The following is a 21,004-nucleotide window of genomic DNA, read 5'->3' on the forward strand; positions in this document are numbered from 1 at the left end:
TTTTGGTTGTTTGCCGGGGGTGAAAAAGGGTCCAAATTTTCATCTGGAATCGCCCCCTCGGATTTATTCGGGCTTTAGGCGGACCCGCTTGCCACCGCCGGAGACTTGCAAGGTCTGGCCGCTCACCCAGGACCCCGCCGGTGAAGCCAGCCACAGGAAGGCGTTGGCAATATCCTGGGGTTTGCCAGCCCGCCCGGTCAGGTTGTCGGGGTGAGCCAGGGCGTACTGAGCCTGTTCATCTAAACCCGCCTCCGCGTAGCCCGGGGTGATGACTGTACCGATCAGCACCGTGTTGATGCGGACCTGCTTGGCAAAATAGTGGGCTAAACCCAGCATCATGTGGTTGAGTGCGGCTTTGGCGGCGGAGTAGGCGATGAAGTCAAAAGCGGGCAAGACCCCCACCAGGGAACCGGAGTTGGTGATGGTGGCATTTTCGGCTTGCAGGAGATAGGGGCGGCAGGCGGAGGTCATCCGCATGGCTGACAGGGTATTGAGTTTGTAGCTTTCGACCATCTCTTCCAAGGGAACGTCGAGGGGGTCGTCGTAGGCTTTGCCCCAACCGACGTTATTGACCAGGGTTGAAATGCCACCGAAGGCTTCGACGGTTTTGGCGACGCAGGCTTGGATGTCTGCCTCGACGGTGACGTTGCAGCCGATGCCCAATGCTTCATTGCCAGTTTCGGCTTGAATAGCGGCTGCGGTAGCCTGGGCTTTTTCTCCGTTCAAGTCGGCAATCATCACCTTCGCCCCGGCACCGGAAAAGGTTTTGGCGATCGCTTCCCCGATGTTTTGAGCGCCGCCAGTGACGATCGCCACATGGTTATTCATCCGAAAGTCGGCGAAGGAATCAAAATTGCTCATGGTGGTCTCCTTTTGGGGTTTAAATACTTTGAAATACAGTCAGTTTCTCAGGCGAAAAATTAATCCAATTCCTGAACGCCGCCGCCGCTGACGGTCAGCACTTGCCCGCTGATCCAACTGGCTGCGGGGGAACAGAGAAACAATGCCGCATAGGCGATATCCTTGGGTTCTCCCAACCGCGCCAAGGGGGTATGTTTGAGCATGACTTTTTCGACTTCGGGGGTCAGCACCTTCGCCAGCGCGTCGGTTTTGATGGCACCGGGGGCGATCGCATTCACCCGAATTCCCTTGGGTCCCAAATCGAAGGCGATATTCCTGGTCAGGTGGCTGACGGCGGCTTTGGAAGAACTGTAAGATGCCATGTTGATATTCTTATTTTCCGCCGACATCGAAGAGATATTTAAAATCGCCCCCTGTCCGGCTGCTTCCATGTGGGGGGCGCACAATTGGCACAGATGAAACACGGAAAATACATTGATTTTGTAAGCCCAAATAAACGTATCCATCGGCATATCGAAAGGTTGAGGACCGCCCCCCCCGGCATTGTTGATTAGCAGGGTAATTTTGCCAAAAGCGTCGAGGGTAGACTGGACCAAATTTTCCAAGTCGGAATCCTTGGTGACATCGCAAGGCACGGCTATAGAGCGACCGCCTTTTTCCTTGATGCCGTCGGCTACTGCTGTGGCCGTTTCTTCTTTTAAATCACTGACGACCACCGCCGCCCCAGCCTGGGCAAATAATTCGGCAATGCCCCGACCGATACCGGCACCGCCCCCCGTGACAATGGCGACTTGATCCTGGAGTCCGAAGGTTTCCAAAACTGTCATACTTGCAAAATCTCCACAATATTAAATACTCGTCATATCCCATCCGAATTATCAACCTGAAAACATGGGGGAGAGAGTCTTCAATCGGGCGTAAAAATAATCAAAATTAACCCTTTCTCCCGCCAAATATCCCTCTCCTGCTCGCTAGTTTTCGAGGGCTAATGAAACGGCTCTACTACTCGTGCCGCAGCATGGCTTTCATGACCGCCGCATTGATAAACCAAGAGGCAATCCCGGCAATGATACCCAAGATGATGGCACCGACTAATGGTGTCACGGGAATCGTTCCCAAAAACTTTTGTAAAAAGAGGGCAAACAATGTCACCGTACCGAAGGCAAACAGAGAATAAAATAGGATAGTTCTCACCCCAAAAAATAAAAAGGGTCGGTTTAAAAGTTCGGGGAATGGAACTGAGAAATCTTTGGCTTTTTTGCCGAATGTAAAAAAGGCGATCGTTCCTAAGATGAGCGACAGCATGAATGCCGTCATCACCCCCGTCGAGAAGACCGTTTTTTCATGGGCTGATATCGTGTCAACGGTCAGAGGTATCGTCTCTTTTCCTCGAAACATAAGCCAGCCGATCACGCCGTTGATGATGGCGTTGATTACACCGCTCGTTACGGCATTCTTTTGAATGAAATCATTGGCCTGATGTGAGGCGGGAACCATAGAGTCACTCTGACCGATTTAACTACACCCGAATAATATATGATCGAAATCTGAAAAGTTTGTGTAATGTGGGAGGTATGCTCCCGCCGATTTACCCTGAGCCGGACACCAAACCATGAGAATTCTGCTCACCTCCCCGGACACAACCCTACAGAACCAACTGCATCAAGACTTATCTCGCCAAAACTTTGTCGTCGATGTGGCCACCGATGGCGAGGAGGCTTGGGAATTGATCCAGGCATTTATGTACGATGCGGTTTTGCTGGAGTTGCTGTTACCCAAGTTGGATGGAATTGCCTTCTGTAGTCGGTTGCGGGATGTGGGCAACCCGGTGATCGTTTTGCTGATGTTGGAGCCTTCCGATGCGGAGACTTGTATCGAGGGTTTAGATAGCGGCGCGGATACTTGTTTGGTGAAACCCATTCGCATCCCAGAACTGCTGGCTCATCTCCGGGCTCTGGCGCGGCGGAGCCTGCGTCGGGCTAGTCCCCTGCTCACCTGGGGGCCCATGTCTCTCAATCCCGCCTCCGGGCAGATCACCTGCTGCGGTCAAATTTTGAAAGTCAACCGCAAGGAATATCAAATTCTGGAGCTATTTTTGAGGCATCCCCGGCAAATGTTTTCTCGCGACAAAATTGGCGATCGCCTCTGGACATTGGACGATGAATTGCCCACCGATGCCACCATCAACAGCCACATCCGCAGCATTCGCCGTAAACTCGAACAGGCGGGAATTAACAATTTGATTCAAACCCACTACGGTCGGGGATACTGTCTCGATCCGGTTTACAACATTGAAACCCAGTCCGCCAAGGGATTATCCGATCCCCCGAAAGAGATGCTCGATTCCATGGCCGCCAACATCTGGCAAGAATTGATGGTGGCGAATGCCCGCCTGCACGGAGAAATTGAGCATCGCAAACATATTGAAGCTCGACTGCGGCGATCGGAAATGATGTTGCGAAATGCTCAACGAATGGCTCATGTCGGGTGTTGGGAGTTCGATGTCGAAACTCGCGAAACCTATTGGACGGAGGAACTTTTTCTCATCCATGGCCTCGATCCGAATCTGCCGGCTCCCAAACCCGAAGAAGTTTCGGCCCTGATTCACCCCGACGATCTCCCACTCCACGAGGAGGCGATTCGGATTCCGGCACTGCAAAGAAAAGCCTTTGAAGTGAACTTACGCATCATTCGAGCCAACGATGGGGAAATTCGCCATATCAACGCCCGAGGCGGTCCGGTTTTCGATCGCTCTGGTCGGGCGATCAAGTTGACGGGAACCACCTTCGATGTAACCCGATGGCTCCGCTACCCAGTTAAGTAGGTTGGGGGTCGCTACGAAACCCAACGCCACCATCTCTCTCCCTGTTGGGTTTCACGGAGTTTCACCCAACCTACCAAGCTACATCGAACATGGTAAATTGTGTTACCCTTGATAAGGGCGATCGCGTTCCGGTTTCACCCCAGCAACAAGTGTTGGGTGAAACCCGAGCCACAAGTGTTGGGTGAAACCCGAGCCACAAAGGGCGATCGCTTTTTCCGTCACAACTGACCCAGGGAATCTTTAAGTACCAATTTCAATTCCTTGGTAATTGGCAGCCAATCAATTTCACGGCATAACTTCGACGGACTTTCACCATCTTGGAGCCGTTGCCAATAAACTTCCACTAGAAGCGTTTTTAAACCATATTTAGTCAATGCGTCCGATGCTAGTCCAATGATTCCTAATAATACAATTCCGCCCAGCATCCCACCAGGTCCTAGCATTGCTAAAGCCGCTGTGATCGCGGCGGCTCCCGTCAGTCCTGTAGTCGCCATGGTAATTAACAGAACCACTGCTGGTAAACCCACACCTGCTAATTTTCTTACGATTTCATCCATGAGATGTCACTCCCAAATCTTCTTGGTTATTAATGACTAACTCCACAGGCGATCGCTATACTTAAAGTTCCCTAATTCCTAGCATTAATAAATACTCTCAGAATTTAGATAACTTCCGCCATCAGTCAAACAATCACCCGCCAAGTTAGCTTGAAGTACATCATCTCCCGCTTCTCCCATAGCTTCTGATTGGAGCCGTGCGCCGCCACAGGACTAGACCACAAGGGGGAAATCTGCCATTTTCCCTGGGATTAACACTCTCTGGGGGTTCCACAGTCATAATTACACTGACAATTTGCCGATACCAGCGCCATATTTTCGCGGTTGTGTCAATGAATTAGAGAATCTCGGCTGAGTTATTAGCATGGAAAATTTATACTCTGATTCCAGATTACATTTTTGACTACATTTTGCCAATATGTATTTTCACTGAAATTTCCGGGGTTGTTTGTGGGGTCTGTTTCCGTAAATTTACTGAGGATAAACCGGGATTGTCAGGGATTGGTAAAATGCTGAAGTGGCTAGACCTGTCATGGTATAACTTTTTTGCCGAAAGGGAAGTGTTGCACATTAAATAGAACTTTTTGATATCTACTTAATTTTACTGGGAATTGATAATGTCATGATATCTTGACAGTTTAGCCAGATCTATGGTGGGGGTTGTGATGACGGACGGGGAAGGCTGGATCACAATGTCAGCCAAAGATCGGGTTTCAACACCTGAAATTGGTAGAATCAGGTATTCAATCTCAGATAATGATGGTATAATTACTCACCAGACGAAACAGAATTGACGTTTATAGATTTTGAGAGTAGCGATCGCCACTACCTGGGACGGCGACTGGTGGGGTGGTGGTTGCTGAGACTGATCATAAGCAGTAGGTGCTTACCCGCTGCGAGTTGTGGTTATTTTGTTGTTTTCACCGTTGAGGGAATCATGAGCAAAAATTGGTTTGAAGACTATCAGCAACAATGGCTGGATACCTGGAAAAATAGTTGGGACAGTATCAAGGATCTATCTAATACTTCTGAGGCTATGACGAAGGCGTTAGATTTTCAACAAGAAACTGTCAATGGGACTCTGAAAATACAGCAGGAAGCCCTGGAAACTATCGCCACTGCTCAAAAACAGTGGTGGGATAGTTATTTTGATTGGGCTAAACAGATACCTCTGGTTACCAATAAATAACCAGAAGTTGGGGGGGTTGGGTTTAACCTAGGTTGGCGATGGGCTCCCAATTCTGAACGTCTTTCAGTAAACTTTGGTAGCCTTGAACATTGGGATGTAAACCGTCGGAACTCAGTTGCGATCGCACCCAATCTTCCCCACGAGACAGCCACAGGTCGAATATATCTAAATAGGGGATATCCCGGACTTCGCAGCCTCGCCGTGTGGCTTCTTTGTAGGCGTATTGGTCCGCGTGGTTGTAGTACATACAGCCTAAAAAGGGCATTTTGCTTTCGTCAACGGGAGGCATTCCTACGAAGATGACTGGACAGAGGCTTTGGGCCCTTTCCAGAAGGGTGGCGACATGGATGCGAAATGCGTCGAAATCTGTGAGCGATCGGCCGTTGGGTCTTCCTAAGCGGGGGGTGTCATTGAGTCCTACTGATAAAATAATTAGGTCTGGTAGGCGGTTTCTTAATTCTCCCCGTTGCCGAAATTCCTGCTCGAGACGCTGGGTAACTTGGGCGACGGTATTACCACGAATCCCTAGGTTGTAAAGCGCATGACCGCCCTTCTCTGGAGACATCCACTCGCGTCGCAATTGTTCTACCCAACCTCCGCCGACTGGATCTCCGAATCCATAAATCAGACTGTCCCCCAAAGCGATAATTCTTAGGGGGGTCTGTTTCGTATGGGTGGGCGCAAACTTGGTTGTTGCAACTGCTTGTATCATGGGATGCTGCTCTCCTAAGTTGGCAGTGGTCTTTACCTGGATGGTAGTGTTTTAGCAATCTACTGTAACACAGCTTAACATAATAAAACTTAATAAAAAAGTTCTTGGTGAACTGATGTGGCTAAAATCCCTCAGCAGTGGTATCTCAAACTACAATTTATGTCTGGGGATAGATTGTTGTTGGCGATCGCTTCTAAAGATTAAAATTCGGTTAATATTCCGTAAACTAAGATCCTCCCTAGCGCTTAGGTCGGCGGCTTTTTGAGAATACCTGGGGTCAATTGATGGGAAAAATGAGATTTTGTTACAAATCTATAGATTAGCTAAAAAGCATCAATTTTGAGCAAATTATCTTATAATTTAGGGTAGTGTTTCCCAGGCTTTAGGAAACGACTGGCCGGGAATCGCTATGGAGTCAATCAGAGTCAGATTTGATTGGCGAGAAGTAATTTACTGGTTTATGCAATATGGATACTAAGCTTTTTGAAGATTACCAAAAGCAAATGGTAGACTTGCAGAAAAAATGGTTTGACACTTGGATGGAGGGTTTTCCGGGTTGGAAGCCTCCCTCTAATTTATCAGAGGGTTTTGAACAGACTCTGAAATTGCAGGAGGAAATGGTTAAGTCTTATCTGGAGACACAAAAGCAGACCACCCAAATGATGCTGGATGCTCAAAAACAACTCTGGACAGAGTATTTTAATACTATGCGTAAAACTGCCGAGAGTGTGAAGTAAGGCATCAAAAAAGCGGAAGGGGGTAGATTGTTTTTGTCAACCCCCCCTAATTAGCCGCTAATCAAATTACTCTCGCACTTTTAACCAATCAACAATGGTTGGGGGTAGGTCTCGCTGTACTTTACCACTGACATACATACCGATATGACCTACAGGGAAGGATTTGGCGGTGTAGTCCTCACTGCTGATGTATTCCTCTAAGGCTAGGGAAGAGGAAGGGGGGACTAGGTGATCTTTCTCGGCGTAGAGGTTGAGAACTGGCATGGTAATATTGCTTAAATCTACCCGAGAATCACCAATCATTACTTCGCCTTTGATTAGTTTGTTTTCCTGATAAAAATCTTTCAGGAATTGGCGATAGGTTTCTCCGGCTTGGTCGGGACTATCAAAAATCCATTTTTCCATGCGGAGGAAGTTTAGCAGTTTGTCGCGACTTCCCATGATTTCGGGTAAATCGAGATATTTTTGATATCCTAATTGTAGGGGTTTTAACATCAGAAACTCGATGTTTAAATAGTCGCCGGGAATGTTACCTAAAGCCTCAACCATGAGGTCAACATCTATGGCTTCCGGTCCCAATGTACAGCCTCCCCGCGCATTTAACAGGGTATTTGGCATATCAAAGTTGACTGGCGCAACCATGGTGATGAGGTTTTGCACTTTTTCGGGATATAGGGAACTGTAGCAGAGGCTAAAGGTTCCTCCCTGACAAACTCCTAGGAGGTTGATTTTATCGAGTTCATAGTGATCGCGCAGAAAATCAACACAGTTATTAATATAACCGTTGATGTAATCATCTAAGGTTAACCAGCGATCGCTACGGGTAGGATATCCCCAGTCAATCAAATAGACATCTAATCCCAAACTGAGTAAATTAGCAACTAAGGAACGACCCTCTTGCAAATCTACCATAAAGGGACGATTGACTAAAGCATAAACAATTAGCAGGGGTACAGAAAGGGTTTTTTTGACTTTGGGTTCAAAACGATAAAGGGTGACTTTATCTTCCTGATAAACTGCTTCTTTGGGTGTGACCCCAACGATAATTTCTTCCTCCCGTAAACTGCTAAGGTTGTCCATACCATGAACAATTTTTTCGGTGAGGTCTGCATATTCCTGGGTTAAGTCTTCTAAACCCATTTGTAAGGCGAAAGGTAACATAGCTTGATGTCCTCCAAGCAAAGACATATTAAATTGGATCACGAATTGAGTCAGACTGTTGAGACAAATATTAGGAGTAACTTTCTCTCAACTTACTTCTTGAATTGACTCGGGTTTGGGTGAAGATGCTGTCATGGTGGATATCTGTTTTTTGAGAGATTTAACCTCTTTGCGGAGTTCGTAAATGATTTTGTGCATTTCGTCAATTTCGCTGCGGAGGGGGAGATTGAGCGATCGCATAGAAATCTCCATCAACTTTTGTTGTTCTAGTCGATAGGCGTTGAGGGAGTTAATAAACCTTCCCCTAATTTTGAGTTTATCTTCGGAACAGAAAGTTTCCTCAAATACATCATCTATAGCCACACTCCATAACTGCTGAAACTGCCGCCAAGTTTCGACTTTTTCGCCTTTGCTAACTCCCGCCGCTAATTTTTCGATTAACTTCTCAAAGGCGCGGACTTGGATATCTGCTAAAACTACCTGATAATCATTACTAGCGCGATAAAAATTTATCCAAGCCTGAAAATGACTCATCATGGTACTATTCAACTCGCGACTAATACCAAACATCGGACTTTGTAGCAGGGTTCCTAGGCTGGGTTGATACAGTTGTTCCCAGTAGAGGTTATTTAACTCGATTAATGCTTCACTTTTACCCATCATGGCTTCACCCATGGGAACCATAGCCGCGCCGCTGTAGTTCATCCACATTTGGTTAAACTTCTGCATTTGTTCCATGTAGAGTTTCCCCAGGGTCGTGCCGCTTCCGGTCATCTTAGTGGGAACACTCATATATTGTTCCATTTGCTGGCGAATTTGCTGGGAGTAGTTTTCTAGGGTTTGTTCCCAATTCGCACCAGATTCAACTTTTGGTAATATATCTTTCCAGGCTTCAAAGGAAAATTGTAGAAAACGCATCAATGAGGCCTGATTTTTTGCCATTTGTTCGGTTATTCCCCCGGAGTGGGACTGGCCATTTTTATCGGTGTCAGATACTCCTGACCCACTCATCAGATCAAACCAGTTTTTCCAGATGTCATTTCCGGTCTGAGTCCAGGTGTTTACCCATTGATTGGCCATTTCGTTCCACGGATTTGTTTCGTTTTCCATTGTCTATACCTGATACATTTACGCGACATTTATCCGGCTATTGCCTGACAATGCGACGATAGCACTATTACCCGTTAAGGTAACAGAGGCGGTATCCCGCAAAGCTTTTAGAAAGATTCCAAAAGCACCGTTCCAGTCCCTGGGTAGAGTGAACCCGCACTCAGGACATCGGAACACTTTTGAGCCACCTAGCTGGGAATGCACATGACCACAGTAAGTACAGGTTTTGCTGGTGTATTCTTCCGTCACATCTACAACTGTGGTTCCAGTTATTTCCCCTTGATGTCTCAGGGTCAGTTTGAATCGATAATGCGCCCATGTCAGCATGGCGCGGGCAGTCTTAGACCTGATTAGACGCTTCACCTGACTGGCCATATCGGAAGTCTCGAAGGTGGGCAAAAAAATTAGGCTGTAGTTGTGAGTCAAGTAGTGAGCAATTTGTTTGTGGGCTTCATCAACTAGATTGCGGATTTTGGTTCTCATTCGTTGAGCCACTTGCCTCATCCGTCGCCTCCTTGAACGACAGGGTTCCTTGGCGATTCTGCTCATCAAATCATCCAAATGTTGACATAGCCTAGTAATGCGTCCTATATCCCCGGAGCCAAATTCCAGAAACCCAGTTATGAAAGTTCGCACACCCGGGTCTAATGCAATTACGCCATTCGCTTCAGTTGGGGTAACGGCAACTGGTTCAGGGAAAATCGCAAACCATCGACCTTAACTATGCCGACATCTCCTGACCAATGATGTCCCAGTAAGGCCAGCATTTTCTTTCCCTTGAAGTTGAGCCCGCCTCCGATTTCTGAGACGACTTCTGCTTCGGGGTAGAGGGTGGATAGTGCGGCCACCTGTCGGTTGAGGTCGGACTGCTGGGCGCGGCTACTAACTCTGGCATAGATAACGACTTTGCGTTTGTCACTGCCTGATATGGCAGCAGTATATCACTCAACGTTGTATCGTCGTTGCCCAGCGGGGGTTCTGATGGTCTCGATTGAGCCATTTTCGTCCCATCTGCGGAGTGTTCTTTCATGGACTCCAAGGATTTGGGCCGCTTCCTTGGGTTTGACATATCTGGCAATAGGTTTATCCTCAACCCTTCTCGCTTATTATACCGTATTGCCGTAAAATGTTAACCTAATTTGAGATTAAATCATGCTCTTCGTGTGAAGCTGTAATTTTGGCTTCTCCTGTTCTGGCGTTCCCTCAAACATGAAACTGAGAACAAAAAAGGCTACCCAGATTTTAGCTTCTTCTTTGGTAATTGTAAATCGAACTGGGCTTTTTATCCACAACAAAACCGATTAATTTTATGGGTCATTCGTTTGGGGGAAATGTTAAAATTTTATAAAGGTTTTGTCAGGGGGTTGAGTCCTTTGGAGAAATTCTATAAAATAATAAGGTACAGCCCCAAAAAAATTCACCTATAAAATTGGGAGGTTTACCCGTTTAGCATCAACTACATAGCGCGATACAAAGGATTCAAAAAATACGGGCGTTGGCGTTCAAACAACCGCAAACGTTAGCTTTGGGCTGTATTGTGGTGAAGTGATCATCATGATGAGAAAAGAGAGTTGATGTGACCGAAACCAATTCAAACTGGAGGTTGACTAAAGAATTATTCACCCATTACTAGGAAGCGAAAAAATGAAGAAGCGGAAAAAAGGTAAAATTGCGATCGCCTGTCAAGGAGGGGGAAGCCACGCGGCATTTACGGCGGGAGTTTTAAAGAGATTTCTGCAAAGTGATGTATGCGATCGCTATGAAATTGTGAGTTTAAGCGGCACCTCTGGCGGCGGTTTATGTAGTCTACTAGCTTGGTATGGTTTAGTCAAAAATCAACAGGAAACGGCGAGAGAACCCTATCACCAATTAATTGATTTTTGGGAAGATAACTCAGCCAACCATCTTTGGGAACAATACCTAAATTATTTAACGGTTCAATCCTGTAGATTTTACGATAAGGGGATTATTCCTAGCTACATTTCTAATCCCTATACCTGGGGAGGAGTTCAGGAATTTTGGCAATCTGTCACGCCGAGACGAGAATATTTAGACCTGAAGAAACTGCTGGAAAAGCACATCAATTTTTCGCAACTTCCTAGGCTGATTAATAGTAGCAGTCCCCGATTATTTCTAGGTGCGGTTAATGTGATATCTGGGGAATCAAAAATCTTTGACTCTCGCCAAAACGAAATTGAAATTGATGCCATTCTCGCCTCGGCGGCTATTCCCACCCTATTCAAAGCTGTGGAAATTGGGGATGCTGCTTATTGGGATAGTTTATTTGCAGAAAATCCGCCAATTTTATCCCTAGTAGATGAACAAATTATTCCCCCGGAACAATGGCCGGATGAATTATGGGTTATACAGGTCAACCCTCGCGCCTGTGACAGTATACCTAGGACTACGCCAGAGATTTTAGATCGGCGAAATCAACTATCAGGGAATCTTTCTCTGTATCAAAGTTTAGAGTTGATCGAAAAAACTAATCGCTGGTTACAAAAGGGGTTTTTAAATGGAGATCTAGCGGGAATTAGTCCGGTGCAAGTTCGCCAGTTAGAAATTAAGCGATCGCATTTAGAAGGATTAGACTATGCCTCTAAATTTGACCGGCATCCTAGTTTAATTAACCACCTGATATCGGTGGGATTTGCACAGGCTGATTCTTTCGTAGAACCCTTGTTAAATGCCAGAGATTTAGAGGATATACTTTACCCAGAAAGTCGGGTTAATATCAATTCAGATATTCCCGAATCTGACCCAGCGATTTTATGGCAAATTGGCACATCTTCCAAACGGCTAAAGGTTTCTCCCCAAGGTGTCTGGACTCCCGAATATAACTATTATATCGGTAGTGATGCTGACCCGATTAAATACCCTAGCTTACCGACAATTATAACTGCTCCTGATGCGGAAAAACCGCCGGGAGTGGCATCAACAGATTGCCTGAATATTCACTTCCGCCTGTATAGGGATTATCAGGAAGGGGAATTAACTTTATCTTACCACCGCGATGGTTTGGGAGAGGATTGGTTATTCCTAGATGGTATCCTATTAATCCGCATTTGGGGTGCAGGAGAAAATCAGAAACGTCAAACTGAACTACAACTTGGCAGCCTGAGTGAAGGTGAACATACGATAACTTTAACTACTGCTAAAGGTAAGGGTAAGCATCGTATTTATGAGTTCAAATTGGCGGCGGGTGTCTCATCGGCAACTGTGTCAGAAACTCCTGTATCTTTGGGGGGTGAAACTTCCCAGAAGACGGTAACCAGTCAGCCATTGCTGGCGGAACTTCCCGACAGTTTAGATGGTTTAAATTTTGCCGTCACTACTTCCGAGGATAGGTCAAAATTGTGCCTGGAAGTAACCAATAGTTATCTGAATGCAGATGTTCTGGATTTTCGGGTAGTTGCAGCGGAGGTAATTAGTTCGCCAGGTGAAAGTGTGCAAGTTTTGGAAGAGGGAGAATTTCTCTCTCTGGGAAACCTACCCGCTAAGGATAGTGAACCATCTAAGCTGACGGGAGAAATTATCCTAGATGCTGAAGATGAACCGGCTAAAATAGAAACGGTGAAAATACAATACTCTGGTCGGGTTTCGGTGAGTGGTCGAGGTCGCGATCGCTTAAAGTTGATGGTAAATAAGGGAGATCATTAACCCTAAAATACCTGGTAAAATACCTCGAAGAGGATGGCGATATGAGTCAGAAAAATACAATCAATAAAGTTGACCTGGTGGTAATTATCGATACCCGTTCCCCACTGCGTGATGATGCTGATACTATCAGTAAGGTGGCGGAAGACGTGATCGAAAATGTCAGGGAAAGCTATCCCTGTGATTTGCAGATTACCTGGTTGGGAATAGAGGGAATTTGGCACGGAACCCCCTTTAGTCGTACCCTGCGTAATTATTTAATTAATGGTGGGGTAAATGAGTCCGAATTGACTGGGTTAAAGGTTACCCGTAGTAATGGAAGGAATGACCCGGCGCGGCGGGATGGCGCGGGAGCGATCGCCGATGTATGTAATCACTTTGACTGGCGTTTAGGCGCAAATAGGGCGATTTTTTATCTGGGAGAATTGGGGATTTCATCGGATAATGAATCACTAAATTTAGACCAGTGGGAAAAAGCGATCGCCGCCGCTAAGTCTGCCGTGGTGACAGTTCATAGTTATCGACAATCTTCGGGAGATGATGTAGCCATCAGCACACAAACGGGGGGATTATCATTTAGTCATCCCCTAGATAATCAGGGTTGGTCGTCGGCTTTATTATCGGTCGTAGCGGCGAGTTTTACGCCAGAATCTTACCTAGAAATAGATAAGTATGCTCCCTCTTTTGAGTTGATTTGTTCTCAACCTAGCCTAGGTGCAAATCAGGTGGAAACTGCGGCGATCGCTGTTACCAATAAGTACAGTAACATCACCTTTCGGGATGTGACCGTGTTCTTGTCCGCCGTCACCATTGATGAACGGACTCCTGTACCCAATTTACCTGACGAAATTCCCCCCATTCTCTTACAGCCAAATACCCCGATTTATTTTGGCGATATCAACCCCTATAACCCAGATATTGAACCTGTCCCCACCACCACTATTCGCCCTATTCAGATTGAAACCAGAGGCTCTGTAAGTGGGGAGTTTTGGCTAAATATTGACTACAGTTATTCCGCTGAATTTTCAGTCAACAAACAGGAAAAAATTGTAGTGTAAAATCGACCAGCTTTTTGTAATTAATTGTAAGGTGTATTATGAGCAAAAAAAATATTGCGATCGCTTGTCAAGGTGGCGGTAGTCATACAGCTTTTACTGCTGGTGTTCTCCATGACTTACTACTAGAGGGAGTTCACGAAGAATACAATATTACCGAATTAAGCGGCACTTCTGGCGGCGCGATCTGCGCTACCGCAGTTTGGTATGGTTTACTCAAATATGCAGCCGGTTCAAAAGAACCCCCCTATAAATGGTTAGTCAAAATTTGGGAAGATAACTCTACTCAAAGTGTCTGGGAAAAAAGTTTAAATAACTTTGTCATTAACACAGTCCACTTGCAGGATTCTGGCATAATTCCCAGCTATCCCCCCAATCCTTATGCTAATCAATGGATTGTGGATTTTCTCACCATGATATCTCCCCGCAAAGAGTATATTAACCTGCGAGAACTCCTAGAAAATCACATTGATTTTGATGAAATTAAAACCCTAGTGAATTCATCGAGTCCCACCCTATTGTTAGGTGCAGTCAATATTCTATCTGGTGATTTTAAAGCCTTTGATTCTCGCAAAGGGGAAATTATCGTAGAAGCCGTGATGGCTTCTGCTGCTATTCCTAATGTATTCCCAGCCGTTCATATTGGTCAAGATGCTTACTGGGATGGTCTATTTTCTAAAAATCCCCCAGTTACCGAATTTTTGACAGAAAATATGGTCAGAAGACCTGACGAGATTTGGATTATTCAAATTAACCCTAAAACCCGTGGTTCTGAACCCAAAACCGCCCAAGATATCCTAGACCGACGCAATGAATTAGCCGGGAATCTGTCCCTGTATCAAGAAGTTAATTTCATTGAGTTAGTTAACAAGTGGATTCGGGCGGGAATTTTTGAGGGGACACCATTAGCTGATAAAATTAAACCCATTGATATTCGCTGGATCAGTATGAGTCATGACCTAGCCGAAGAACTTGATTATTCTTCTAAACTCAACCGGGATGATGCTTTCATTCAGAAATTGATGAGTAATGGTCGCCAGCAAGCCGGACAGTTTTTGCGGATTCTGCGGGGTGTTCCACAACCAGCATAGAATCAGCACAAAAAATGATTAAGGGCTGGTGGGGAAGGGGATAGACTCCCCCCCTACCGCCCCCTAACAACTGTTTGGTAGTTGATACAGCCTGTTCAGAAATCATCTGATCACCTCTCAAAGTCCCTCTCCATCTCTGGGATCCAGATTCAGGGTGAGGGCAATGTATTCAGCGACTGGTGAACAAGCTGTATGTAGCTTATTTGTTTAGAATAATCGCCATTTGCTTTTCAGGAAGAGGAGTATATTCCGAGACTAGGCGGCGGAACTCGTCCCCCTCAATGGTTTCCTTTTCTAGGAGAACTTCTACCAACTGGTCTAGCAAAACTCGGTGTTGACGGATAAGGCGGCAGGCTTGATCATAACAGCGAAAGGCGATCGCTCTAATTTGATGATCAATCTTAGTCGCCACTTCCTCAGAATATTCCGATTGACTAGGAAAGCCTCGCCCCAAGAATACCTGTTCTCCGGGACTTTCCAAAGCCACCAATCCCAAATCAGACATACCATAACGAGTCACCATTTCCCGCGCCAAATTACTGACCATCTGAATATCATTACTAGCGCCAATAGTCACCTCTGCTTCACCAAATACTTCCTGTTCAGCAGCCCTTCCCCCCAAAGCAATAGTAATTTGATCAATCAACCAAGCGCGGGTATACAGACCACTATCAACCATATCCTCATTAAACATCTGTTGAGCAAAACCGCCAATTCCTCCAGACCGGGGAATAATTGTCACCTTATTAAGAGGATCAGAATTTTTCAACAGAGTCATCAGCAAAGCGTGTCCCACCTCATGATAAGCAATCAGTCGCTTTTTCTTGCTGTCGAGAAGGGGAGTTAAAGCCAAACCAATAGTAATGCGGTCAATAGCATCATCAATTTCTAAGAGGGTAATCGCTTCCTTGCGTCGTCTAGCCGTTAAAATCGCCGCTTCATTAAGTAAATTAGCCAGATCCGCCCCTGCTAATCCTGGTGTTCTGCGGGCGATCGCCTCTAGGGAAACATCATCAGCCAGCTTTTTATTGCGCGCATGAACCTGTAAAATCCCTAAACGGCCATTGTAACCAGGTAAATCAACAATCACCTGTCGGTCAAACCGTCCCGGACGCAATAGGGCTGTATCCAACACATCAGGGCGATTAGTGGCTGCAATCACAATAATTCCCGGATTACCCTCAAATCCATCCATTTCCGTCAGTAATTGGTTAAGGGTCTGTTCCCGTTCATCATTACCGCCGCCAATTCCCGCCCCCCGTTGGCGACCGACAGCATCAATTTCATCAATAAAAATCAGACAGGGGGAATTATCCTTAGCCTTTTTAAAAAGATCCCGCACCCGGGATGCACCGACCCCCACAAACATCTCCACAAATTCCGAACCAGAAATGCTGAAAAACGGAACCCCCGCTTCCCCCGCTACAGCCTTAGCTAACAGGGTTTTCCCAGTTCCCGGAGGTCCCACCAATAGCACCCCCCTAGGAATTTTCGCACCAATGGCGGTAAACTTTTCCGGGGATTTTAGGAATGTGACCACCTCTTGCAATTCTTCCTTAGCTTCTTCAATACCAGCCACATCATCAAACAGAATCCCGGTTTTCGCTTCCATTTGGAACCTAGCCTTAGATTTACCAAAATTCATCGCATTTCCCGAAGACTGGGAAGACCGCCGCAGAATCATCAGCAGAAATGCTAAGACCGCCACAATCACCAAAACATTGACCACTAAACCCATAGCCACGCTATTGTCTGCCGAAGGTCTTACCTCATAGTCTACCGGGTTTGCCCGCAGCGCGGCCATCAGTTCCGGGTTATGGTCAAATAGTGCCACATACCTAATCTGTTGTCCGTTGGCTTCGTCTGTGAATGTGACTTTAGCAAGTTGTCGTGATGGGTCTTCTTGAATTCTGATGACCTGTCCCGCTTCGATTTTCTGCAACAAGTCTGTATAACTCATCGACCCAGAATCACGATTAGCCAAAGCTGGAGTCCCCAAAAGGATACTTTGGGAAATCACCCAACCTCCCAAAATCCGCCACAAATGCTTTTTGGACATGGCTGATGATTTAACTGGTTGTCCCAATCTGTTGATCCAGGAACTTTTCATATTCACATTTACCTTTGCTGTTGCTGTATCTTTGAATCTAACCATTACTGTATAGTTTAGCCTGAGATTATGTTAGCTGCCCCCCACCTCAGCCATGATTAGGGGGAAAGTCATCGGGTTGGAGGTTGTTCTCTCCCCTGTCCTCACACCAGCCGGCAACTTGGGGCTTTGTCTGGTATTCTTATCGGTTTCGGAAAACCATCCTATAATTGAAATATATTTTTTGGGACTCAGACAGGAGAAATTTAGATGATTAATGGCGTAATCATGCAATACTTCCATTGGTACATCGATCCCGATTTGATTTTATGGAATCAACTTAAAGAAAACGCCCAAGAATTAGTCGATGCTGGTATTACCGCCCTCTGGCTTCCCCCAGCTTATAAAGGGAAGAAAGGTAAATCTGATGTGGGCTATGGTGTTTATGATTTGTATGATCTGGGGGAGTTTGATCAACAGGGAACTGTCAGAACCAAATATGGCAATCATCAACAGTATTTAGATGCTATTCATGCCGCCCAAAGTGCCGGGATTCAGGTTTACGCTGATGTGGTGGTTAATCATCGCATGGGGGCTGATGAAACTGAGGTGGTTAAAGCTACTCCTTTTGCTATGAATAATCGGATTCATCCGATTGGGGAAATGCGAGAGATTAAAGCCTATACTCATTTTACTTTTCCCGGTCGTCAAGGCAAACATTCTGATTTTCAATGGCATTGGTGGCATTTTGATGCGGTTGATTATGATGATTTTACTAAAGATTCCTCGAATATTTATCTTTTGGAAGGTAAGGTTTTTGATGATTATGTGTCGTTGGAAAAGGGGAATTTTAACTATTTAATGGGTTGTGATCTCGATTTCCAAAGTCGAGAAGTTAGGGACGAAATCACTAACTGGGCTAAATGGTATCTTGATACTACGGGGGTTAATGGTTTCCGCCTTGATGCCATTAAACATATTTCGGCTTGGTTCTTCCCAGAATGGATAGAAACCCTAGAAAATCACGTCGGTAAAGACTTGTTTATGGTAGGGAAATATTGGTATAATGACATTGATACTCTACATTGGTATGTAGATACGGTGGGGGGTCGAATGTCTGTGTTTGATGTTCCCCTACACTATAAGTTTTATTATGCCAGTAAGTCGGGGGGTAACTTCGACATGAGAACTATTCTCGATCGCACTTTTATACAGGAACGCCCCATTAATGCGGTCACCTTTGTAGAAAATCATGATTCTCAACCTTTACAAGCCTTAGAAGCACCCGTTGAACCTTGGTTTAAACCGTTGGCTTATGCGATTATTCTGCTGCGACGAGAAGGTTATCCCTGTATTTTCTATGCTGACTATTATGGCGCAGAATACGAAGATTATGGCAAAGATGGTAACAGTTATAAAATTGTTTTACCCTCCCACCGTTGGATAATTGATAAGTTATTATATGCGCGACATCATTACTCCTACGGGGAACAATACGATTACTTCGACAACTACAATGTCATCGGTTGGACTCGTTTAGGTGATGAAGAACACCCCCAAGGTATGGCTGTGATTATGAGTGATAACATTCCTGGTCAAAAATGGATGGAAGTTGGTAAACCTAATGCTAAGTTTATTGACCTGACAGAACACATCAAAGAACCTGTTTATACCAATGAATGGGGATGGGGTCACTTTTCCTGTGACGGGGGTTCTGTATCTGTTTGGGTACAGGAATAAAAATCACTGATTTCTGATGACTTAAATTAACTGGAAAACCGCCGCCAGGATATTTGGTCACCCTCCATATAGTCCTGGCGGATGCTACAATCAGATGATGGGTTAAAAGGTTTCCCAGTCGATTGCTGCTACTGCTACAGGTGCTGGGGGGGAAGCTGGAACTGGTGAGACTTGAACCGCATGATTTGTCAATTCCTGTGGCTTTTCTTGTAGTTGCGATCGCAATTGCTCCAATTCCTCTTGAGTCTGTTGTTGTTTACTGTGGGAGGACTCTAATACCTGCATGGTTTCCTGAAGTTGAGCGTGACACTTCTCTAAAAGTCCCTCCGTCTCCTCTTTTTGCGATCGCAATTGTTCCAATTCCCCTTGAGTCTGTTGTTGTTTACTGTGGGAGGACTCTAATACCTGCATGGTTTCCTGAAGTTGAGCGTGACACTTCTCTAAAAGTCCCTCCGTCTCCTCTTTTTGCGATCGCAATTGCTCCAATTCCTCTTGAGTCTGTTGTTGTTTACTGTGGGAGGACTCTAATACCTGCATGGTTTCCTGAAGTTGAGCGTGACACTTCTCTAAAAGTCCCTCCGTCTCCTCTTTTTGCGATCGCAATTGCTCCAATTCCTCTTGAGTCTGTTGTTGTTTACTGTGGGAGGACTCTAATACCTGCATGGTTTCCTGAAGTTGAGCGTGACACTTCTCTAAAAGTCCCTCCGTCTCCTCTTTTTGCGATCGCAATTGTTCCAATTCCCCTTGAGTCTGTTTGTGTTGACTGTGGGAGGACTCTAATACCTCCATAGTTTCCTGAAGTTGAGCGTGACACTTCCGTAAAAGTCCCTCCGTCTCCTCTTTTTGCGATCGCAGTGTTTGCAGATTTTGTCGCGCCTCGTGTAACTCAGCCTTAGTCTTATCAACTTCCTCAGCCGCTTCTTTTTGCATAAACTGAGCCTGTTTCAACTCCTCAGTCTTATTATTCAGCTTGTCTTTAGTTTCCTGTAACTCCTGTTGGACAGACCCCAGTTGTGCTTTTTCCTGTTGCGCCTGTTGAGCCTGAATATGAGCCTGTTCTAGTTCCTCTAATACCTCATCAAACTTCAACTGACCCTGCTGTAACTCCTGCTGAATGCTAGTAAATTTCTCTTTAGTTTCCTGTAACTCCTGTTGGACAGACCCCAGTTGTGCTTTTTCCTGTTGCGCCTGTTGAGCCTGAATATGAGCCTGTTCCAGTTCCCCCAATACCTCATCAAACTGACACTGAGCCAGGTCTAACTGTTCAGTAGTGCTGGTTAGCTGACCTTGAATAGTCTGTAACTCTTTTTGTAGGGACTCCAGTTGTGCTTTTGACCCTTGCGCCTCCTGAATTTGAGTCTTAGCCTTTTCTAGCTCCTCAGTAGTGCTAGTTAGCTTGGCTTGAGTTTCCTGTAACTGCTGTTGGACCGACTCCAGTTGTGCTTTTGACCCTTGCGCCTCCTGAATTTGAGTCTTAGCCTGTTCCAATTCCCCCAAAACCTGATTTAACTGAGAATTGACCCGTTCCAATTCTTGCTTGCTCTCCGTATCCGAGGCTGTTTCCTGCTGAATTTGATGTAACTTAAAATGGGTTTCCTCAAGTTCCCCCAATACCTCATCAAACTGACAGTTGACCTTTTCTAACTCCTCAGTAGTGCTAGTTAGCTTGGCTTGAGTTTCCTGTAAATGCTGTTGGACCGACTCCAGTTGTGCTTTTGACCCTTGCGCCTCCTGAATTTGAGTCTTAGCCTTTTCTAACTCCTCAGTAGTGCTAGTTAGCTTGGCTTGAGTTTCCTGTAACTGCTGTTGGACCGACTCCAGTTCCGCCTTGTCCGTTTCCCCCTGCTGAATTTGAGCCTGAACCTGGTCTAACTGGGTGCGAGTCGTGTTCAAACTATCTTGAGTAGTCTGTAGCTCTTGTTGTAGGGACTCCAGTTGTGCTTTTTCCGCTTCCTGCTGGTGAATTTGAGCCTTAGCCTGCTCCAATTCCGCCAAAACCTGATTTAACTGAGACCGGACCGCTTCTAATTCCTGTTGACAGTCAGTATCATAGGCTGTTTCCTGCTGTGGAATTTGGGTCTGAGCCTGTTGGAGTTCCCCGGATACCTGTTCAAACTGAGACTGGACTCGTTCTAATTCCTCCCAAACATCACGCAATTCGGATTTAGTTTGCTCGAGTTCTTGTTGTAACTGTTCCTGAGTGGGTTTCGCCATAATGATT

Annotated in this window: 16 protein-coding genes and 2 pseudogenes; 7 read left to right on the plus strand and 11 right to left on the minus strand. The window is 45.8% G+C overall.

Features of this window, described 5'->3' with window-relative positions; all coding sequences use genetic code 11:
- Positions 1-63: 63 nt before the first annotated feature.
- The 3 genes from HFV01_RS24215 to HFV01_RS24225 all read right to left on the minus strand — a co-directional run bounded on the left by HFV01_RS24215 (position 64) and on the right by HFV01_RS24225 (position 2,358).
- Entirely contained in the window at positions 64-861 is a 798-nt protein-coding gene (locus HFV01_RS24215; protein ID WP_008056706.1) for an SDR family oxidoreductase, read from the minus strand.
- A 59-nt stretch (positions 862-920) separates the two neighbouring features.
- Positions 921-1,688, minus strand: a complete 768-nt coding sequence (gene hdhA, locus HFV01_RS24220) for a 7-alpha-hydroxysteroid dehydrogenase (protein ID WP_006668008.1) — start codon at positions 1,686-1,688, stop codon at positions 921-923.
- A gap of 175 nt (positions 1,689-1,863) precedes the next feature.
- On the minus strand, positions 1,864-2,358 hold the full coding sequence (locus tag HFV01_RS24225; protein ID WP_006621790.1) for a hypothetical protein: 495 nt from the start codon (positions 2,356-2,358) through the stop codon (positions 1,864-1,866).
- A gap of 115 nt (positions 2,359-2,473) precedes the next feature.
- Between HFV01_RS24225 and HFV01_RS24230 the strand changes: the two genes are divergently transcribed.
- A complete protein-coding gene (locus tag HFV01_RS24230; protein WP_193520457.1) occupies positions 2,474-3,685 on the plus strand; it encodes a winged helix-turn-helix domain-containing protein in 1,212 nt (403 codons plus the stop codon).
- A gap of 218 nt (positions 3,686-3,903) precedes the next feature.
- Here HFV01_RS24230 and HFV01_RS24235 read toward each other — a convergent pair whose 3' ends face one another.
- Positions 3,904-4,242: a hypothetical protein gene (locus HFV01_RS24235; RefSeq protein WP_006621793.1), complete on the minus strand. Its 339-nt coding sequence runs from the start codon at positions 4,240-4,242 to the stop codon at positions 3,904-3,906.
- Positions 4,243-5,032: 790 nt separating this feature from the next.
- On the opposite strand from HFV01_RS24235, the gene HFV01_RS31225 reads away from it, so the two are divergent.
- Positions 5,033-5,431 (plus strand): hypothetical protein, encoded by a 399-nt coding sequence (locus tag HFV01_RS31225; protein WP_006621794.1) that lies wholly within the window; start codon positions 5,033-5,035, stop codon positions 5,429-5,431.
- A gap of 22 nt (positions 5,432-5,453) precedes the next feature.
- On the opposite strand, the gene HFV01_RS24245 is transcribed toward HFV01_RS31225, so the two are convergent.
- Positions 5,454-6,143: a GDSL-type esterase/lipase family protein gene (locus HFV01_RS24245; RefSeq protein ID WP_006621795.1), complete on the minus strand. Its 690-nt coding sequence runs from the start codon at positions 6,141-6,143 to the stop codon at positions 5,454-5,456.
- Between the two features lie 467 nt (positions 6,144-6,610).
- Here HFV01_RS24245 and HFV01_RS24250 point away from each other — a divergent pair, with 467 nt between their 5' ends.
- Entirely contained in the window at positions 6,611-6,880 is a 270-nt protein-coding gene (locus tag HFV01_RS24250) for a hypothetical protein (RefSeq protein WP_006621796.1), read from the plus strand.
- Positions 6,881-6,946: 66 nt separating this feature from the next.
- Here HFV01_RS24250 and phaC read toward each other — a convergent pair whose 3' ends face one another.
- The 4 genes and pseudogenes from phaC to HFV01_RS24270 form a co-directional block, all read right to left on the minus strand.
- The gene (gene phaC / locus HFV01_RS24255) at positions 6,947-8,041 is read right to left on the minus strand and encodes a class III poly(R)-hydroxyalkanoic acid synthase subunit PhaC (RefSeq protein WP_006621797.1); all 1,095 of its coding nucleotides are present in this window, start codon (positions 8,039-8,041) and stop codon (positions 6,947-6,949) included.
- Between the two features lie 87 nt (positions 8,042-8,128).
- Positions 8,129-9,121: a class III poly(R)-hydroxyalkanoic acid synthase subunit PhaE gene (phaE, locus tag HFV01_RS24260; protein ID WP_233497828.1), complete on the minus strand. Its 993-nt coding sequence runs from the start codon at positions 9,119-9,121 to the stop codon at positions 8,129-8,131.
- 48 nt (positions 9,122-9,169) lie between these two features.
- Positions 9,170-9,868 (minus strand): annotated as a pseudogene (locus HFV01_RS24265) (RNA-guided endonuclease InsQ/TnpB family protein); the annotation flags it as partial.
- Positions 9,865-10,230 (minus strand): annotated as a pseudogene (locus HFV01_RS24270) (MerR family DNA-binding transcriptional regulator); the annotation flags it as partial. The pseudogenes HFV01_RS24265 and HFV01_RS24270, both read right to left, overlap by 4 nt.
- A gap of 565 nt (positions 10,231-10,795) precedes the next feature.
- Here HFV01_RS24270 and HFV01_RS24275 point away from each other — a divergent pair.
- The 3 genes from HFV01_RS24275 to HFV01_RS24285 are packed head-to-tail and all read left to right on the plus strand — an operon-like array spanning position 10,796 to position 14,954.
- Positions 10,796-12,811 (plus strand): patatin-like phospholipase family protein, encoded by a 2,016-nt coding sequence (locus tag HFV01_RS24275; RefSeq protein WP_006668013.1) that lies wholly within the window; start codon positions 10,796-10,798, stop codon positions 12,809-12,811.
- Between the two features lie 41 nt (positions 12,812-12,852).
- Positions 12,853-13,866, plus strand: a complete 1,014-nt coding sequence (locus HFV01_RS24280) for a hypothetical protein (RefSeq protein WP_006621802.1) — start codon at positions 12,853-12,855, stop codon at positions 13,864-13,866.
- 38 nt (positions 13,867-13,904) lie between these two features.
- Positions 13,905-14,954, plus strand: a complete 1,050-nt coding sequence (locus HFV01_RS24285) for a patatin-like phospholipase family protein (RefSeq protein ID WP_187757937.1) — start codon at positions 13,905-13,907, stop codon at positions 14,952-14,954.
- Between the two features lie 199 nt (positions 14,955-15,153).
- Here HFV01_RS24285 and ftsH read toward each other — a convergent pair whose 3' ends face one another.
- On the minus strand, positions 15,154-17,064 hold the full coding sequence (gene ftsH, locus HFV01_RS24290; RefSeq protein ID WP_196797698.1) for an ATP-dependent zinc metalloprotease FtsH: 1,911 nt from the start codon (positions 17,062-17,064) through the stop codon (positions 15,154-15,156).
- 249 nt (positions 17,065-17,313) lie between these two features.
- Between ftsH and HFV01_RS24295 the strand changes: the two genes are divergently transcribed.
- Positions 17,314-18,783 (plus strand): alpha-amylase, encoded by a 1,470-nt coding sequence (locus HFV01_RS24295; protein ID WP_006621806.1) that lies wholly within the window; start codon positions 17,314-17,316, stop codon positions 18,781-18,783.
- A gap of 102 nt (positions 18,784-18,885) precedes the next feature.
- On the opposite strand, the gene HFV01_RS24300 is transcribed toward HFV01_RS24295, so the two are convergent.
- Positions 18,886-20,997 (minus strand): coiled-coil domain-containing protein, encoded by a 2,112-nt coding sequence (locus HFV01_RS24300; RefSeq protein ID WP_193520458.1) that lies wholly within the window; start codon positions 20,995-20,997, stop codon positions 18,886-18,888.
- Positions 20,998-21,004: the final 7 nt, after the last annotated feature.

Source organism: Limnospira fusiformis SAG 85.79, assembly GCF_012516315.1.
Classification (GTDB): Bacteria; Cyanobacteriota; Cyanobacteriia; order Cyanobacteriales; family Microcoleaceae; genus Limnospira; species Limnospira fusiformis.

Excerpts from the sequence above, each read along its gene's own strand:
- HFV01_RS24215 (WP_008056706.1), bottom strand. The coding sequence starts at position 861 with ATGAGCAATTTTGATTCCTTCGCCGACTTTCGGATGAATAACCATGTG.
- hdhA (WP_006668008.1), bottom strand. The coding sequence starts at position 1,688 with ATGACAGTTTTGGAAACCTTCGGACTCCAGGATCAAGTCGCCATTGTC.
- HFV01_RS24225 (WP_006621790.1), bottom strand. The coding sequence starts at position 2,358 with ATGGTTCCCGCCTCACATCAGGCCAATGATTTCATTCAAAAGAATGCC.
- HFV01_RS24230 (WP_193520457.1), top strand. The coding sequence starts at position 2,474 with ATGAGAATTCTGCTCACCTCCCCGGACACAACCCTACAGAACCAACTG.
- HFV01_RS24235 (WP_006621793.1), bottom strand. The coding sequence starts at position 4,242 with ATGGATGAAATCGTAAGAAAATTAGCAGGTGTGGGTTTACCAGCAGTG.
- HFV01_RS24245 (WP_006621795.1), bottom strand. The coding sequence starts at position 6,143 with ATGATACAAGCAGTTGCAACAACCAAGTTTGCGCCCACCCATACGAAA.
- HFV01_RS24250 (WP_006621796.1), top strand. The coding sequence starts at position 6,611 with ATGGATACTAAGCTTTTTGAAGATTACCAAAAGCAAATGGTAGACTTG.
- phaC (WP_006621797.1), bottom strand. The coding sequence starts at position 8,041 with ATGTTACCTTTCGCCTTACAAATGGGTTTAGAAGACTTAACCCAGGAA.
- phaE (WP_233497828.1), bottom strand. The coding sequence starts at position 9,121 with ATGGCCAATCAATGGGTAAACACCTGGACTCAGACCGGAAATGACATC.
- HFV01_RS24275 (WP_006668013.1), top strand. The coding sequence starts at position 10,796 with ATGAAGAAGCGGAAAAAAGGTAAAATTGCGATCGCCTGTCAAGGAGGG.
- HFV01_RS24280 (WP_006621802.1), top strand. The coding sequence starts at position 12,853 with ATGAGTCAGAAAAATACAATCAATAAAGTTGACCTGGTGGTAATTATC.
- HFV01_RS24285 (WP_187757937.1), top strand. The coding sequence starts at position 13,905 with ATGAGCAAAAAAAATATTGCGATCGCTTGTCAAGGTGGCGGTAGTCAT.
- ftsH (WP_196797698.1), bottom strand. The coding sequence starts at position 17,064 with ATGAAAAGTTCCTGGATCAACAGATTGGGACAACCAGTTAAATCATCA.
- HFV01_RS24295 (WP_006621806.1), top strand. The coding sequence starts at position 17,314 with ATGATTAATGGCGTAATCATGCAATACTTCCATTGGTACATCGATCCC.
- HFV01_RS24300 (WP_193520458.1), bottom strand. The coding sequence starts at position 20,997 with ATGGCGAAACCCACTCAGGAACAGTTACAACAAGAACTCGAGCAAACT.